The following is a 13,773-nucleotide window of genomic DNA, read 5'->3' as shown; positions in this document are numbered from 1 at the left end:
AGTTACGGCGGTCCATAGCGGCAGGGAAACGCCCGGTCCCATCCCGAACCCGGAAGCTAAGCCTGCCAGCGCCGATGATACTACCCACACGGGTGGAAAAGTAGGACACCGCCGAACACAAATTAAGGATCGCCCCCCACGTTTTACGTGGGGGGCGATTCGTTTTGAATTCTCTTTCCCCAATTCGACATTCAGTCGATATTCCACAGGGCGCCCGAGTGAATATCGGTGGTCCGCCGCCGGCAAGATTATGTCGGCCATGGCTGCTGCCAGTATCCTTTGCGGGAAGAGTAGGTAGAAAGGCACACGTGGTCGGAGACAGACAAGGCGGCGCAGAGCGTCGTCCGCGGCGTGCATCGAACGACCGCGCATCGAACAATTCGGGTCACCACCGCTCCCGTGATCAGCGGGGCCGGGATCAACGTTCCAGTGCGCCCCGCCACTCCGGGCCTGGCCGGGCCCGTCCGGCCCAGCCCACCGAGGACACCGAACCCAGAAACGACGGCCCGAAGTTGCCCGCCGATGTCGAGGCCAAGGAGTTGGCCCCGGACGTGCGCCGGGAACTGGTGACGCTGGACAAAACCACCGCTGATTTCGTCGCACGTCATCTCGTGATGGCCGGCAAGCTCCTGGACGAGGATCCCGAGACGGCATTGGCCCATGCCCGCGCCGCCCGCAACCGAGCCGGGCGGATCGCGGTGGTGCGCGAGGCTGTCGGCATCGCGGCCTATCACAGCGGCGACTGGGCTCAGGCACTGGCCGAGCTGCGCGCTGCCCGCCGGATGGGTAGCAAGTCGGCGCTGCTGCCGATGATCGCCGATTGCGAACGCGGCGTCGGGCGGCCAGAGCGGGCGCTGGAATTGGCTCGCAGCGACGAGGCCGCCGCGCTCACCGGAGACGATGCCGAGGAGCTGCGGATCGTGACTGCCGGTGCCCGTTCGGATCTTGGCCAGCTGGAGCAGGCGTTGGCGATCCTGTCGACACCTCAGCTCGATCCGACCAAGGTGGGCCCGACATCGGCCCGGCTGTTCTACGTGTACGCCGACACGCTCCTGGCGCTCGGACGTACCGATGAGGCGTTGCAGTGGTTCGTTCATGCTGAGCAGGCCGACACCGATGGCATCACCGACGCGGAAGACCGGATCACGGAGCTTTCCTGACGTGACCACGCTTGCGCGGGAACACGATTGCCTGCTGCTCGATCTCGATGGCACGGTATTTCGGGGTCACGAGCCGACCGTGGGCGCACTTGAGAGCCTGGCCGGTCTGGACGCACGGGTCCTCTATGTCACCAACAATGCTTCGCGCGCGCCCGAGCAGGTCGCCGAACACTTGCGTGAGCTCGGGTTCGCCGCGATACCCGACGATGTGGTGACCAGCGCGCAGAGTGCGGCCCACCTGCTGGCAGCTCATCTGTCGGCGGATGCACCGGTTCTCGTTGTCGGGACGGAGGCGCTTGCCGCTGAGGTGAGCAACGCCGGGTTGCGCCCGGTCCGCACATTCGACGAAGGCCCGGTCGCGGTGGTGCAGGGGCATTCGCCGGATACCGCGTGGCCGAATCTGGCAGAAGCTGCGCTGGCGATTCGGGCCGGGGCATTGTGGGTGGCGGCGAATGTCGATCTGACCCTGCCTTCCGAGCGCGGATTACTGCCGGGCAATGGCTCGATGGTGGCCGCGTTGCGGGTGGCCACCGAGCAGGAACCGATGGTGGCGGGCAAGCCCCAACCAACGCTGATGAACGACGCGATGAGCCGAGGGACCTTCGTGAACCCGCTCGTGGTGGGAGATCGGCTCGACACCGATATCGCGGGGGCCGTTGCCGCCGGGCTGCCGAGCCTCATGGTGCTCACCGGTGTCAGCACGGCGTGCGAGGCGGTGCATGCCGTGCCCGCGGAACGTCCCGGCTACCTGGCTGCAGACCTGCGGGGATTGCACGCCGACGCCGACGCGCTGCGTATCGGGCCCAGCCCGGCCTGGCGGATCGACGTCGACACCGACACGGTCACCGTGCACACCACGGGTCAGGATCCCCATGACGACCTGTCGGTGGTGCGGGCGGCCGCGCACGCGGTGTGGGGCGCGAATCTGGGGCAGCGCGCTCTGATGGTCTGCGCCGGTGACGAGACAGCGCGCCAGGCGCTGCAACGGTGGTCGTTGCTGTCGGCCCCGATCGACTAGCGTGAGTATCGCTATGACTACCGATCCAGACCAATTGCGTGCCCAGGTCGCAGAAGTGCTGGCAGGCGTCCCCGACCCGGCGGAGGACCCGTCCGCGCTCGAGGGGATGGACATCGACGTGGTGGCCGCGCGGCTCGAGCAGGCCCACGATCTGCTGGTGGCTGCCCTCGAATCCGTCGACAGGGGGCAAGCGAGCGGACCGCAGGCGACAGAACGGTGAGCGCCGGTGGCGCGGCGCGCTCGCGTTGATGCCGAGCTGGTGCGACGGGGCCTGGCCCGGTCTCGCCAGCAGGCGGCCGAATTGATCGAAGCCGGCCGGGTGCGGATCGACGGCATGCCGGCGGCCAAACCGGCGACCGCGGTCGCCCCCGACACCAACATCACCGTGATTGCCTCAGCGGAACGCTCCTGGGTGTCACGAGGGGCTCACAAGCTGATCGGTGCGCTGGACGCATTCGACGTCGCCGTCGAGGGGAGACGCTGCCTTGACGCAGGGGCTTCCACCGGAGGCTTCACCGAGGTGCTGCTCGACCGCGGCGCCGCCGAGGTGGTGGCCGCCGACGTGGGTTACGGCCAGCTGGCCTGGCCGCTGCGTTCGGACGAGCGAGTACACGTGCTGGAACGCACCAATGTTCGGGAGCTGACGCCGGATGCGATCGGCGGGCCGGTGCAGCTGATCGTGGCCGATCTGTCGTTCATCTCGTTGGCCACCGTACTGCCCTCGCTGACGGCTTGTGCGGCCGCCGACGCCGATATCGTCCCGATGGTGAAACCGCAGTTCGAGGTAGGCAAGGATCGTGTCGGGGCGGGCGGTGTGGTGTCCGATCCGGAGTTGCGCATCGACGCGGTGTGCACGGTCGCCCGCAAGGCAGCGGCCTTGCAGTGGCATGCTGTCGATGTGACGGCCAGCCCGCTTCCCGGACCATCGGGCAATGTCGAGTACTTCCTGCACCTGCGTGCCCAAGGCGACCGTCGGCTGGACGGCGGGTCGCTTGAGCAAGCGGTTCGGCAGGCGGTCGAGGAGGGGCCGCAATGACTCAAGAACGCACGATCCTGCTGGTGGTACACACTGGCCGCGACGAGGCGACCGAGGTTGCCCGGCGAGTGGAAAAGGTGCTCGGGGACAACGGTATTGGTCTGAAGGTGCTCTCGGCCGAGGCCGTGGACCGGGGTCCGCTGCATCTGGCGCCCGACGACATGCGCGCGCTCGGCGTGGATATCGAGGTGGTCGACGCAGATGAGCGTGCCGCCGAAGGGTGCGAGCTGGTGCTGGTGCTCGGCGGGGATGGCACGTTCCTACGTGCGGCTGAGCTCGCACGCAACGTCGAGATCCCGGTGCTGGGCGTCAATCTGGGCCGGATCGGATTCCTCGCCGAGGCCGAGGCCGAGGCCATCGACCATGTCCTCGAGCGCGTCATCGACCGCGATTACCGCATCGAGGAACGGATGACCCTGGACGTCGCGGTGCGGGTGGGCGCCGATGTCGTCAACCGGGGCTGGGCGCTCAACGAGGCCAGCCTGGAGAAGGGGCCTCGGCTCGGAGTGCTCGGCGTGGTGTTGGAGGTGGACGGCCGCCCGGTGTCGTCGTTCGGCTGCGATGGGGTGCTCGTGTCGACGCCGACGGGATCCACGGCCTACGCGTTCTCGGCCGGCGGCCCGGTGCTCTGGCCGGACTTGGAAGCGATTCTGGTGGTGCCCAACAATGCACACGCGTTGTTCGCACGTCCGATGGTGACGAGTCCGTTGGCCAGTATCGCGATCGAGATCGAGGCGAGCGGCAACGATGCCCTGGTGTTCTGCGATGGGCGCCGCGAGATGGTGGTGCCGGCCGGCGGCCGGCTGGAGGTGACCCGCTGCGGCACCCCGCTGAAATGGGTACGGCTGGACTCGGCACCGTTCACCGATCGGCTGGTGCGTAAGTTCCGGTTGCCGGTCACCGGATGGCGGGGACAGTAGATACCTGTGCTGTCAGAGATTCGTATCGAGTCATTGGGCGCGATCAGTGCTGCCACTGCGGAGTTCGACCGCGGTTTGACCGTGCTGACCGGCGAGACCGGTACCGGTAAGACGATGGTGGTGACCAGCCTGCACCTGCTCGGCGGGGCACGTGCGGATGCGTCGAGGGTGCGTTCGGGCTCGGACCGCGCGGTGGTGGAAGGCCGTTTCAGCACAATCGAACTCGGTGAGGACGTGACCGGACGGGTCGAGGAGCTGCTGGAATCCTCGGGCGCCGAGCGTGATGACGACGGCAGCGTGATCGCAGCCCGCTCGGTCAGCCGGGCCGGGCCGTCGCGAGCCTATCTGGGCGGGCGGAGCGTGCCTGCCAAGTCTTTGAGCAACTTCACCGCCCAGGTGTTGACGCTGCACGGCCAGAACGATCAACTGCGGTTGATGCGCCCGGATGAGCAGCGCGCGGCCCTGGACCGTTTCGCCGAGGTGGACAAGCCGCTGGCCCGCTACCGGAGCATCCGCGACGAATGGCTGACGGCGCGTCGTGACCTGACCGACCGGCGTCGGCGGGCCCGGGAACTGGCCCAGGAGGCCGACCGGCTGAGCTTCGGCATCCAGGAGATCGACGCGGTCGCACCGCAACCTGGTGAGGACGAAGCGATCATCGCCGATATCCGTCGGCTGTCGGAACTCGATGCCCTGCGCGAGGCCGCGCAGAGCGCTCGGTTCGCTCTGGCCGGGGAACTCGACGAGCCCACTCCCGAGTCCACGTCGGCGGCCGACAGTGTGGGCCGGGCACAGGCGGCGCTGGAGTCCACCGACGACTCGGTGTTGCAGGCACTGGCCGCGCGGCTGGCCGAGGCGATGGCGGTGATCGGTGACGTCTCCGGCGAGCTCGGCGACTATCTGTCCGAATTGCCCAGCGATGCCAGCACTTTGGAGACCAAGCTGGCGCGGCAGGCCGAGCTGCGTACGCTCACCCGCAAGTACGCCGCCGATGTCGATGGGGTGTTGGAATGGTCCCGCGACGCCGCCGAACGGTTGGCGCAGCTTGACGTGTCCGAGGAGAGCCTGGCTGCCCTGGACCGCAAGGTCGTCGAGCTCGAGGCCCAATTGGTCGCGGCGGCAGGTGAACTCACCAAAGCCCGGTCCAAGGCCGCCAAGGGCCTGGCCAAGGCGGTGACCGCGGAATTGGCCGGACTGGCCATGGCCAATGCGGTGTTCACCATCGGCGTCATGCCCATGCAGGCGCGGGCCGATGATTCCGCGCCGGTGACCATGCCCGACGGCGCGGTGTTGCATGCCGGCCATGACGGGGTGGACGCGGTCGAGTTCGGTTTCACGGCCCACCGGGGCGCCGATGTGCTGCCGCTGGCCAAGAGCGCCTCCGGTGGCGAACTGTCCCGCGTGATGCTGGCTCTCGAGGTGGTGTTGTCGGCGTCGACGGCGGGAACCACGATGGTGTTCGACGAGGTGGATGCCGGGGTCGGCGGTCGGGCCGCGGTGCAGATCGGCCGCCGACTTGCCAGGTTGGCCCGTACTCATCAGGTCATCGTGGTGACGCACCTGCCTCAGGTCGCGGCGTTCGCCGACGCCCATCTCGTGGTCGACAGCGGTAACGGTCGCGCCAAATCCAGCGGCGTGCGCCGCATCGACGATGAGGACCGGGTCGCCGAGTTGGCCCGGATGCTGGCCGGGCTGGGGGAGTCCGACAGCGGCCGGGCACACGCCAGGGAGCTGTTGGAGGCTGCCCAGCAGGAGCGCAGCACACCCTAGCTCCCGTCGGCCAGTGGCGGGTTGGCCGGGGACAGTTCGGCGGAGGTCCATCGCAGTGGGCTGACGTGGCTCAGTTCCACGACCTCGCCGATCGTAAAGTCGACTGCGCACTGGGTGCCGGCACTGGAATCGGCTTCATCCCAGTTGATTTCGGCGGTCCCGGTGAGCTGGATCGTCGATCCCGAAGCCCAGTCGGCCACCAGCAGCCCGCACCGTGGATTCACGTCGATGTTGCCCAGCGTCATGAACATCGAATTCCCGCGGTAGTCAGGCCAACGGAGCTGCCGGGGCGAGAGCACCCGCACAAACCCCGGATTGCCGCCCCGGTGTGATGCGTCGGCATTGCCCGCCGCGTCGGCCGAACCGATGAAGAAGGCGTCAGCGCTGGTGATGACCGCCTGCTGTCGCTCGGTCAGCGCCTGGCCGCGGTGCACGGCGGGCCGCTCGAGTGTGGGCCGGACCTCGGCGACGTGGCGGCGCGAGATGTACTTCGGGCAGTTCGAATAGACCTGGCCGGGGTCGATCCGCAGGCCGGTCCCCGCCGGCTCGGCGGTGCCGTTGACCCGCATGCGGCGCCGGGTCTGCGGCTCGATGGCGATCATGCCGATCTGCTGATCGCCGCGCAGCGAATCGCGGACCGGGTCGCCCGGGGCGGGCAGCGCGTCGAGCAGGATCGTGCGCGGATCGTCAGCGTGGACGAAGCCGGGTGGACCGGTGATCAAGCTGGTCCACAGCCGGCCATCGTCGTCGGTCGTGGCGATCACGATCATCGGCTGCTCGGCGAGGAACTCAGCGGCGGCCGCGGGAACTTCGGTGCGGATCATGCGACCGACGCGGGTGGCGATGGCTTCCTGCCCCATGCGCCGCTGTACCGCCAACTCACCCGAGTGATACATGTTCACCTGTTCCGGTCAGAAGAATCCGCAGGTGGGGGCGGCTCCACTGGGCGCGGGAGCGTCCTGTGCCCCGTTCGGGGCGTACACCTCAAGCCGGGTCCCGTCCGGGTCGGTGAAGAAGATGCCGCCGGAGGCGGTTCCCTCGCCGTGGGCGACGACGCCGTCGTGCGCGAACTGCGTGCCCAGCGCCTTCAGGGCCGCCTCCACGGTCCGCACCTCGTCGATGCTGGCCGCCTCGAACGAAAGGTGGTGCAGGCCGGGTGTTTCCGTGGAGAACCGGCCGTTGCTCTGCTGCCAGAGGGTGAGCCGCAGTGTCCCGTTCGTGCCGAGGAAGGCGTACCGGTGTCCGCCCTCGGTGTTGACGGCGAGCGGTTCGAAACCCAACGCGTTTCGGTAGAAGTCCACGGAGCGGTCCAGATCGGTGACGTTGATGCCGACGTGTCCGGTGGCGAGCTGGGGCGTGGTGGTCCCGGTCATGCGATCCTCCTGATTGGGCCTAACCGATGTAATTGCTCAAACAGGTTAGGCCGGGCGGCGGCGCCGCGTCAACCATCTAAACTATTTTTGATGGTTACGTCGGCGCGTGGTCCTTGTGGGTGCGGGGGCCTGGTTACCCTCAGGTATGCGTGATCCGCGACCGCATGTCGGCGAACCCCTCGCGCTGGATCTGCTGAACACCCGGTGGATGTCGGCGGATGGGCCGCAGGACCTGCTTTCTGACGTCGAGGGCCTGCGGCGCTGGTTGCTGGCCAATGGCCTGGCGGATCGTTGCGCGGCGGACGAGGAGTCGCGGATCGCGCTGATGTCCGCCCGTGAGGCGATCCTTCGGGCCCTCGAAGCCGGTTCCGTCGACGAGGTCAACGAGGTGCTGGAACAAGGTCGGATTCGGCGCACACTCACGGCATCGGGTCCCGCGGAGGCTGTCGAGGTGGCGCAGCCGCAATGGCTGGCCGGATGGCTGGCGGCCGAAGATTTGCTGCGGTTGCTGGGCGAGGCGCCCGATCGGATCAAGCAATGCGCACATCCGCGCTGCATCCTGTGGTTTCACGACACCTCGAAAAACGGCGCGCGGCGATGGCACTCGATGGCCACTTGCGGCAACCGGGCGAAGGCTGCACGACATTATGCGGCGAAGCACGATTGAGACCGGACTGCTGTTACTGATGTGACTAAAGCCAACTTGTGAGGCTGGTGTTACGGCGCGCCTCCGCCCCCTGACCGGCGATGCCCGACAGAATCGGCGCATGAAGATGGCCACGCTGCTCACCCGCAATGCCAATTCTCGTCCGGGAGTGACCGGCACTGCTCGAGTGGACCGCGACCTCGATCGGCTGCTGCGTCGCATCGGCCCCGGCGACATCGTGGTTCTCGACGCCCAGGATCTCGACCGGATCACTGCTGACGCGCTGGTCGAGGCCCAGATCGCCGGCGTCGTCAACGCTTCACCGTCCATCTCCGGGCGCTACCCGAACTTGGGGCCAGAGGTGCTCGTGGCCAACGGTGTGGTGCTCATCGACGAGGCTGGGCCGGAGATCTTCAAGAAGATCAAAGACGGGGCGCGGATCCGGCTGAACAACGGCGGCGTCTACTCCGGTGATCGGCGCATCGCGCTGGGCACCGAGCGCAACGATCAAGAGATCCACGAGCTCATGCATGACGCCAAGAGCGGTCTGGTGGCGCATCTGGAGGCATTCGCGGGCAACACCATCGAGTTCATCCGCAGCGAGAGCCCGCTGCTCATCGACGGCATCGGAATCCCGAACATCGACGTGGACCTGCACCGCAGGCATGTGGTGATCGTGGCCGAGGAGCCCAACGCCGCCGACGACCTCAAGGCGCTCAAACCGTTCATCAAGGAGTACCAGCCCGTGCTGGTCGGCGTCGGGGCCGGCGCCGACGTGCTGCGCAAGGCCGGCTACCGGCCCGCGCTGATCGTCGGCGACCCGGACAAGATGAGCGTCGAGGTGCTGCGGTGCGGCGCCCAGGTGGTGCTGCCGGCCGACGCCGACGGGCACGCCGCGGGTCTGGAGCGCATCCAGGACCTCGGGGTCGGGGCGATGACCTTCCCGGCCGCCGGGTCGGCTGCGGATCTGGCGCTCTTGCTCTGCGATCACCACGGCGCGTCACTGATCGTCACGGTCGGTCACACCGCTTCGATCGAGGAGTTCTTCGACCGCTCGCGCCAGCGCAGCAACCCGTCGACCTTCCTGACCCGGCTGAAGGTGGGGGAGAAGCTCGTCGATGCCAAGGCAGTGGCGACCCTGTACCGCAGTCGGGTGTCCGGCGGCGCGATCGCCTTGTTGGTGCTGGCGATGCTCGTCGCGGTCGTCGTCGCCTTGTGGGTCTCCCGGGCCGACGGTGCTGTGCTCGACTGGGTCGTCGACTACTGGAACCGTTTCACCCTCTGGGTCCAGAACCTCGTCAGCTGAACAGGTCGGTGAGCTGTGATCACGCTACGTGCCCATGCCATCTCGCTGGCGGCGGTCTTCCTGGCGCTGGCGATCGGGGTGGCCCTCGGATCGGGTCTGCTTTCGAACACCGTGCTGTCGGGCCTTCGTGACGACAAGTTGGATCTGCAGCACCAGATCGAGACCCTCACCGAGGACAAGAACGCTCTGAACGAAAAGCTCAATGCCGCAGGTGAATTCGACGCCCAGATGGCGCCCCGCATGGTGCGCGACGCGTTGAAGGACAAGTCGGTGGTGCTGTTTCGCACGCCCGACGCCGTCGATGGCGACGTCGATGCCGTGTCGCGGTTCATCCGCGACGCGGGCGGGACGGTGACCGGCAACGTCTCGCTCACCAGCGAGTTCGTCGAGGCGAATTCTGCGGACAAATTACTTTCGGTGGTCAACTCACCGATCGTGCCCGCCGGTAGGCAACTGAGCACCGCGGCGGTGGACCAGGGGTCACAAGCCGGCGACCTGCTGGGAATCACGCTGTTGATCGACCGGAATCCGGCCGCGGCGCCCGTGGACGACACCCAGCGACAGACCGTACTCGCCGCCTTGCGTGACACCGGCTTCCTGACTTATGACGATCCACACATCGGTGCGGCCGACACCGCACTGATCATCACCGGCGGCGGATTCGGCGTCGACGGGGGCAACCGGGGTGCCACCGTGGCCCGGTTCGCGGCCGGACTCGCGCCGCACGGCGCCGGCACCGTGCTCGCCGGGCGGTCGGGGTCGGCTTCTGGGACCGGCGCGGTGGCCGTGACCAGGTCAGATGCCGGCTTGGCGGCTGCCGTCAGCACCGTGGACGACGCCGATTCCAGTGCCGGGCAGATCACTGCGGTGTTGGCGCTGGGCGACCTCGTCGGCGGCGGCAAGGCCGGCAAGTACGGGACCGGGCAAGGTGCCGCCTCGGTAACCGTCCCGCAATAGCCGGGGTTTTCCCGCTGCCGCCGGCGGCGCGCCAGCGACGGCTTGTCGGTGTCGGTGTTAAGGTGAACTTCCGTGGGTCGGCAGGCCACAGCTTGTTTCACGATTCCCCTGCCCGTCGTCACGGAGGATGCTTTTGCCCGCCTTACGCAAGCACCCGCACACCGCCACCAAACACCTCTTCGTCACCGGTGGTGTGGTGTCTTCCCTGGGTAAGGGGCTGACCGCCTCTAGCCTCGGTCAGTTGCTCACCGCGCGGGGGCTGCAGGTGACGATGCAGAAACTCGACCCCTATCTGAATGTGGATCCGGGCACCATGAACCCGTTCCAGCACGGCGAGGTGTTCGTCACCGAGGACGGTGCCGAGACCGATCTCGACGTCGGCCATTACGAGCGGTTCCTGGACCGCAACCTGTCGCAGTCGGCCAACGTGACCACCGGTCAGGTCTACTCGTCGGTGATCGCGAAGGAACGCCGCGGCGAGTACCTGGGCGATACCGTGCAGGTGATTCCACACATCACCGACGAGATCAAGAGTCGCATCCTGGCGATGGCCGCGCCGGACGCCGCCGGCCACCGCCCTGACGTCGTGATCACCGAAGTCGGTGGCACGGTAGGCGATATCGAGTCACTGCCGTTCCTGGAGGCCGCGCGCCAGGTGCGCCACGAGGTCGGCCGGGAGAACTGCTTCTTCCTGCACGTGTCGCTGGTGCCCTACCTGGCTCCCTCCGGTGAGCTCAAGACCAAGCCCACCCAGCACTCGGTGGCTGCGCTGCGCAGCATCGGTATCACGCCGGACGCGCTGATCCTGCGGTGTGACCGCGACGTTCCCGAACCGCTCAAGAACAAGATCGCGCTGATGTGCGACGTCGACGTCGACGGTGTCATCTCCACCCCGGACGCACCGTCCATCTACGACATCCCCAAGGTGCTGCACCGCGAGGAACTCGACGCCTACGTGGTGCGTCGGCTGAACCTGCCCTTCCGGGACGTGGACTGGTCGGAGTGGGATGATCTGCTGCGCCGGGTGCACGAGCCGCAGGAAACCGTTCGAATCGCGTTGGTGGGCAAGTACATCGACCTCTCCGATGCCTACCTTTCGGTGGCCGAGGCACTGCGCGCCGGCGGTTTCAAGCACCGGTCCAAGGTGGAGATCCGGTGGGTCGCCTCCGATGACTGCGAGACCGACGCCGGTGCGGCGGCCGCGCTCTCCGATGTCGACGGCGTCCTGATCCCCGGCGGGTTCGGTATCCGCGGCATCGAGGGCAAGCTCGGCGCCATCTCCTTCGCCCGCAAGCGCGGCCTGCCGGTGCTGGGATTGTGTCTGGGACTTCAGTGCATCGTGATCGAAGCGGCCCGGTCGGTCGGGATCACCGGCGCCAATTCGGCCGAGTTCGACCCGAAGACGTCGGATCCGGTGATCTCCACGATGGCCGATCAGGAGGACGCCGTCGCCGGCGAGGCGGATCTGGGCGGCACCATGCGACTGGGTGCGTATCCCGCCGTGCTCGAATCGGGATCGATTGTGGCGGAGGCATACCAGGCCACCGAGGTGTCCGAGCGGCATCGACACCGTTACGAGGTCAACAACTCCTACCGGGATCGGATCGCCGAGAGCGGGCTGCGGTTCAGCGGTACCTCGCCCGACGGGCACCTGGTGGAGTTCGTCGAGTACGACGCGAAGGTCCACCCGTTCCTGGTCGGAACGCAGGCGCATCCCGAGCTCAAGAGCCGGCCCACTCGACCGCACCCGCTGTTCGCGGCGTTCATCGGTGCGGCGCTGGACTACAAGGCCGAGGAGCGCTTGCCCGGCATGGATCTTCCCGAGCATTTCGCCGAGGAGGCCGACAACGGCGAGAGCCCGGTGGACGAATCCGAAGCCGCATCTCTTGGCTGAACACGAGTTCGAGACGCTGGCCAGTGAAACCGTCTATTTGGGAAGCATTTTCGCTCTGCGGGCGGACGAGGTCAGCATGCCCGGCGGTGGTTCGGCCCGGCGCGAGGTCGTAGAGCACTACGGCGCGGTGGCCGTGGTGGCCCTCGACGAAGACGGCAACGTGGTGCTGGTGTACCAGTACCGGCACCCGCTGGGCCGTCGGCTCTGGGAGCTACCCGCGGGCCTGCTCGACCTTGGCGGGGAACGGCCCGAGGTAACCGCGGCCCGCGAACTCGCCGAAGAGGTCGGCCTGGCCGCCGAGCAATGGCGGGTGCTGGTGGATCTCGACTCGACACCAGGGTTCTCCGACGAGAGCGTGCGGATCTTCCTGGCCACCGGGCTGACCGACATCGGGCGGCCTGAACCCGAGCACGAGGAAGCCGACATGGTGGTCGAGCGGATACCGCTCAAGGAAGCCGTCCGGCAGGTGTTCTCCGGCGAGATCGTGAACGGTATTGCGGTGGCGGGCATTTTGGCGGCGCATGCAATGACCGGAGCCGAATCGCTACGGCCGGTCGAGGCTGAGTGGGTCGACCGGCCGAGCGCGTTCAGGCGGCGAAAAGGCCTGTCATGACCACGCCGGCCCCGCTCCGCTCGGCCCTCGACGACCAGTTCCGGGGCTACCTCGATCACCTGACGATCGAGCGGGGCGTGGCGGCCAACACCTTGAGTTCGTACCGACGCGATCTGCGCCGCTACGCCGAGCACCTGAGCCGGCGGGGAATCGACGATCTGGCCAAGGTGGCCGAGACCGACGTCAGCGACTTTCTGATCGCACTGCGCCGCGGTGATCCCGAAACGGGAGTGGCTGCGCTGTCGGCGGTCTCGGCGGCCAGGGCGGTCGTCGCGGTCCGGGGCCTGCACCGGTTCGCCACCGCCGAGGGCATGACCGAAAACGATGTCGCACGCGGGGTGAAACCGCCGACTCCGAGCCGGAGGCTGCCCAAGAGCCTCACCCTCGACGAGGTCGTCGCGTTGCTCGAGGCCGCCGGCGGAGACAGCGAGGCCGACGGTCCGCTGACGCTACGTAACCGCGCGCTTCTGGAGTTGTTGTACTCCACCGGAGCCCGGATCTCGGAAGCCGTGGGACTCGACGTCGATGACATCGACACCCAGGCGCGCTCGGTGCTGCTGCACGGCAAAGGCGGCAAGCAGCGGCTGGTTCCCATCGGCCGTCCCGCCGTCAGCGCACTCGACGCATATCTGGTGCGGGGGCGACCGGACCTGGCCCGCCGGGGCCGGGGCACGCCGGGGATCTTCCTGAACGCCCGCGGTGGGCGGTTGTCGCGGCAGAGCGCCTGGCAGGTGCTGCAGGATGCGGCGGCCCGGGCCGGCATCACCTCGGCGGTCTCGCCCCACACACTGCGGCACTCGTTCGCGACCCACCTGCTCGACGGCGGCGCCGACGTGCGTGTGGTGCAGGAACTGCTCGGCCACGCCTCGGTGACCACCACGCAGATCTACACCATGGTCACCGTGCACACGCTGCGCGAGGTCTGGGCGGGTGCGCACCCGCGGGCGCGTTAGCGGCAATGCCGCGCAGTTAAGCGCGTGACTGGTGTGGCAAGTGTGACACGCCGCGTGGGGTACCAGTAGGACAGCGGAACTCCCGGTATCGATGGATTGTCCGTCCAAAGACACCATCACACCAGGG

At 67.6% G+C, this 13,773-nt stretch carries 14 protein-coding genes and 1 rRNA gene; 13 read left to right on the top strand and 2 right to left on the bottom strand.

All coding sequences use genetic code 11. The annotated features are described in order from the left end of the window. Positions 1-3: 3 nt before the first annotated feature. The 7 genes from rrf (at position 4) to recN (ending at position 5,904) form a co-directional block, all read left to right on the top strand. Positions 4-117 (top strand): 5S ribosomal RNA (gene rrf / locus BKG60_RS14980). Between the two features lie 191 nt (positions 118-308). After that, on the top strand, positions 309-1,160 hold the full coding sequence (locus BKG60_RS14975; protein ID WP_075909721.1) for a tetratricopeptide repeat protein: 852 nt from the start codon (positions 309-311) through the stop codon (positions 1,158-1,160). 1 nt (position 1,161) lies between these two features. Continuing rightward, positions 1,162-2,178 (top strand): HAD-IIA family hydrolase, encoded by a 1,017-nt coding sequence (locus BKG60_RS14970; RefSeq protein ID WP_070947233.1) that lies wholly within the window; start codon positions 1,162-1,164, stop codon positions 2,176-2,178. Between the two features lie 13 nt (positions 2,179-2,191). Next, positions 2,192-2,398: a hypothetical protein gene (locus BKG60_RS14965; RefSeq protein ID WP_070188266.1), complete on the top strand. Its 207-nt coding sequence runs from the start codon at positions 2,192-2,194 to the stop codon at positions 2,396-2,398. Positions 2,399-2,404: 6 nt separating this feature from the next. Further along, positions 2,405-3,214: a TlyA family RNA methyltransferase gene (locus tag BKG60_RS14960; RefSeq protein WP_070947232.1), complete on the top strand. Its 810-nt coding sequence runs from the start codon at positions 2,405-2,407 to the stop codon at positions 3,212-3,214. Continuing rightward, positions 3,211-4,134 (top strand): NAD kinase, encoded by a 924-nt coding sequence (locus tag BKG60_RS14955; protein ID WP_070188259.1) that lies wholly within the window; start codon positions 3,211-3,213, stop codon positions 4,132-4,134. Before BKG60_RS14960 ends, BKG60_RS14955 begins: the two co-directional genes overlap by 4 nt. 6 nt (positions 4,135-4,140) lie before the next feature. Continuing rightward, the gene (gene recN / locus BKG60_RS14950) at positions 4,141-5,904 is read left to right on the top strand and encodes a DNA repair protein RecN (RefSeq protein WP_070947231.1); all 1,764 of its coding nucleotides are present in this window, start codon (positions 4,141-4,143) and stop codon (positions 5,902-5,904) included. Here the strand turns inward: recN and BKG60_RS14945 are convergent. Beyond that, the gene (locus tag BKG60_RS14945) at positions 5,901-6,800 is read right to left on the bottom strand and encodes a pyridoxamine 5'-phosphate oxidase family protein (RefSeq protein WP_070947230.1); all 900 of its coding nucleotides are present in this window, start codon (positions 6,798-6,800) and stop codon (positions 5,901-5,903) included. The genes recN and BKG60_RS14945 overlap by 4 nt on opposite strands. 15 nt (positions 6,801-6,815) lie before the next feature. Further along, positions 6,816-7,277, bottom strand: a complete 462-nt coding sequence (locus tag BKG60_RS14940; protein WP_070188256.1) for a VOC family protein — start codon at positions 7,275-7,277, stop codon at positions 6,816-6,818. Between the two features lie 145 nt (positions 7,278-7,422). Between BKG60_RS14940 and BKG60_RS14935 the strand changes: the two genes are divergently transcribed. The 6 genes from BKG60_RS14935 to xerD all read left to right on the top strand — a co-directional run bounded on the left by BKG60_RS14935 (position 7,423) and on the right by xerD (position 13,646). Next, a complete protein-coding gene (locus BKG60_RS14935) occupies positions 7,423-7,944 on the top strand; it encodes a CGNR zinc finger domain-containing protein (RefSeq protein ID WP_070947229.1) in 522 nt (173 codons plus the stop codon). Between the two features lie 100 nt (positions 7,945-8,044). Continuing rightward, positions 8,045-9,229, top strand: a complete 1,185-nt coding sequence (gene steA / locus BKG60_RS14930; RefSeq protein WP_070188254.1) for a putative cytokinetic ring protein SteA — start codon at positions 8,045-8,047, stop codon at positions 9,227-9,229. 15 nt (positions 9,230-9,244) lie between these two features. Next, positions 9,245-10,186 (top strand): copper transporter, encoded by a 942-nt coding sequence (locus tag BKG60_RS14925; RefSeq protein ID WP_070188253.1) that lies wholly within the window; start codon positions 9,245-9,247, stop codon positions 10,184-10,186. Positions 10,187-10,313: 127 nt separating this feature from the next. Next, positions 10,314-12,080 carry a CTP synthase gene (locus BKG60_RS14920; protein ID WP_165617873.1) on the top strand — a complete coding sequence of 589 codons (1,767 nt, stop codon included), beginning with the start codon at positions 10,314-10,316 and terminating at the stop codon, positions 12,078-12,080. Then, positions 12,073-12,693, top strand: a complete 621-nt coding sequence (locus BKG60_RS14915; RefSeq protein ID WP_070947228.1) for an NUDIX domain-containing protein — start codon at positions 12,073-12,075, stop codon at positions 12,691-12,693. The genes BKG60_RS14920 and BKG60_RS14915 overlap by 8 nt, the downstream gene beginning before the upstream one ends. Beyond that, entirely contained in the window at positions 12,690-13,646 is a 957-nt protein-coding gene (gene xerD / locus BKG60_RS14910) for a site-specific tyrosine recombinase XerD (RefSeq protein ID WP_070188251.1), read from the top strand. The genes BKG60_RS14915 and xerD overlap by 4 nt, the downstream gene beginning before the upstream one ends. Positions 13,647-13,773 lie beyond the last annotated feature (127 nt).

The sequence above is a fragment of the Mycobacterium syngnathidarum genome (genome assembly GCF_001942625.1).
Lineage (GTDB): Bacteria > Actinomycetota > Actinomycetes > Mycobacteriales > Mycobacteriaceae > Mycobacterium > Mycobacterium syngnathidarum.
This window is presented reverse-complemented; position numbering and strand designations above follow the sequence as displayed.

What these genes read in the sequence shown, in the direction of transcription:
- BKG60_RS14965 (WP_070188266.1), top strand. Translation starts at nt 2,192, where the DNA reads ATGACTACCGATCCAGACCAATTGCGTGCCCAGGTCGCAGAAGTGCTG.
- BKG60_RS14955 (WP_070188259.1), top strand. Translation starts at nt 3,211, where the DNA reads ATGACTCAAGAACGCACGATCCTGCTGGTGGTACACACTGGCCGCGAC.
- BKG60_RS14945 (WP_070947230.1), bottom strand. Translation starts at nt 6,800, where the DNA reads ATGTATCACTCGGGTGAGTTGGCGGTACAGCGGCGCATGGGGCAGGAA.
- BKG60_RS14940 (WP_070188256.1), bottom strand. Translation starts at nt 7,277, where the DNA reads ATGACCGGGACCACCACGCCCCAGCTCGCCACCGGACACGTCGGCATC.
- BKG60_RS14935 (WP_070947229.1), top strand. Translation starts at nt 7,423, where the DNA reads ATGCGTGATCCGCGACCGCATGTCGGCGAACCCCTCGCGCTGGATCTG.
- steA (WP_070188254.1), top strand. Translation starts at nt 8,045, where the DNA reads ATGAAGATGGCCACGCTGCTCACCCGCAATGCCAATTCTCGTCCGGGA.
- BKG60_RS14920 (WP_165617873.1), top strand. Translation starts at nt 10,314, where the DNA reads ATGCTTTTGCCCGCCTTACGCAAGCACCCGCACACCGCCACCAAACAC.
- xerD (WP_070188251.1), top strand. Translation starts at nt 12,690, where the DNA reads ATGACCACGCCGGCCCCGCTCCGCTCGGCCCTCGACGACCAGTTCCGG.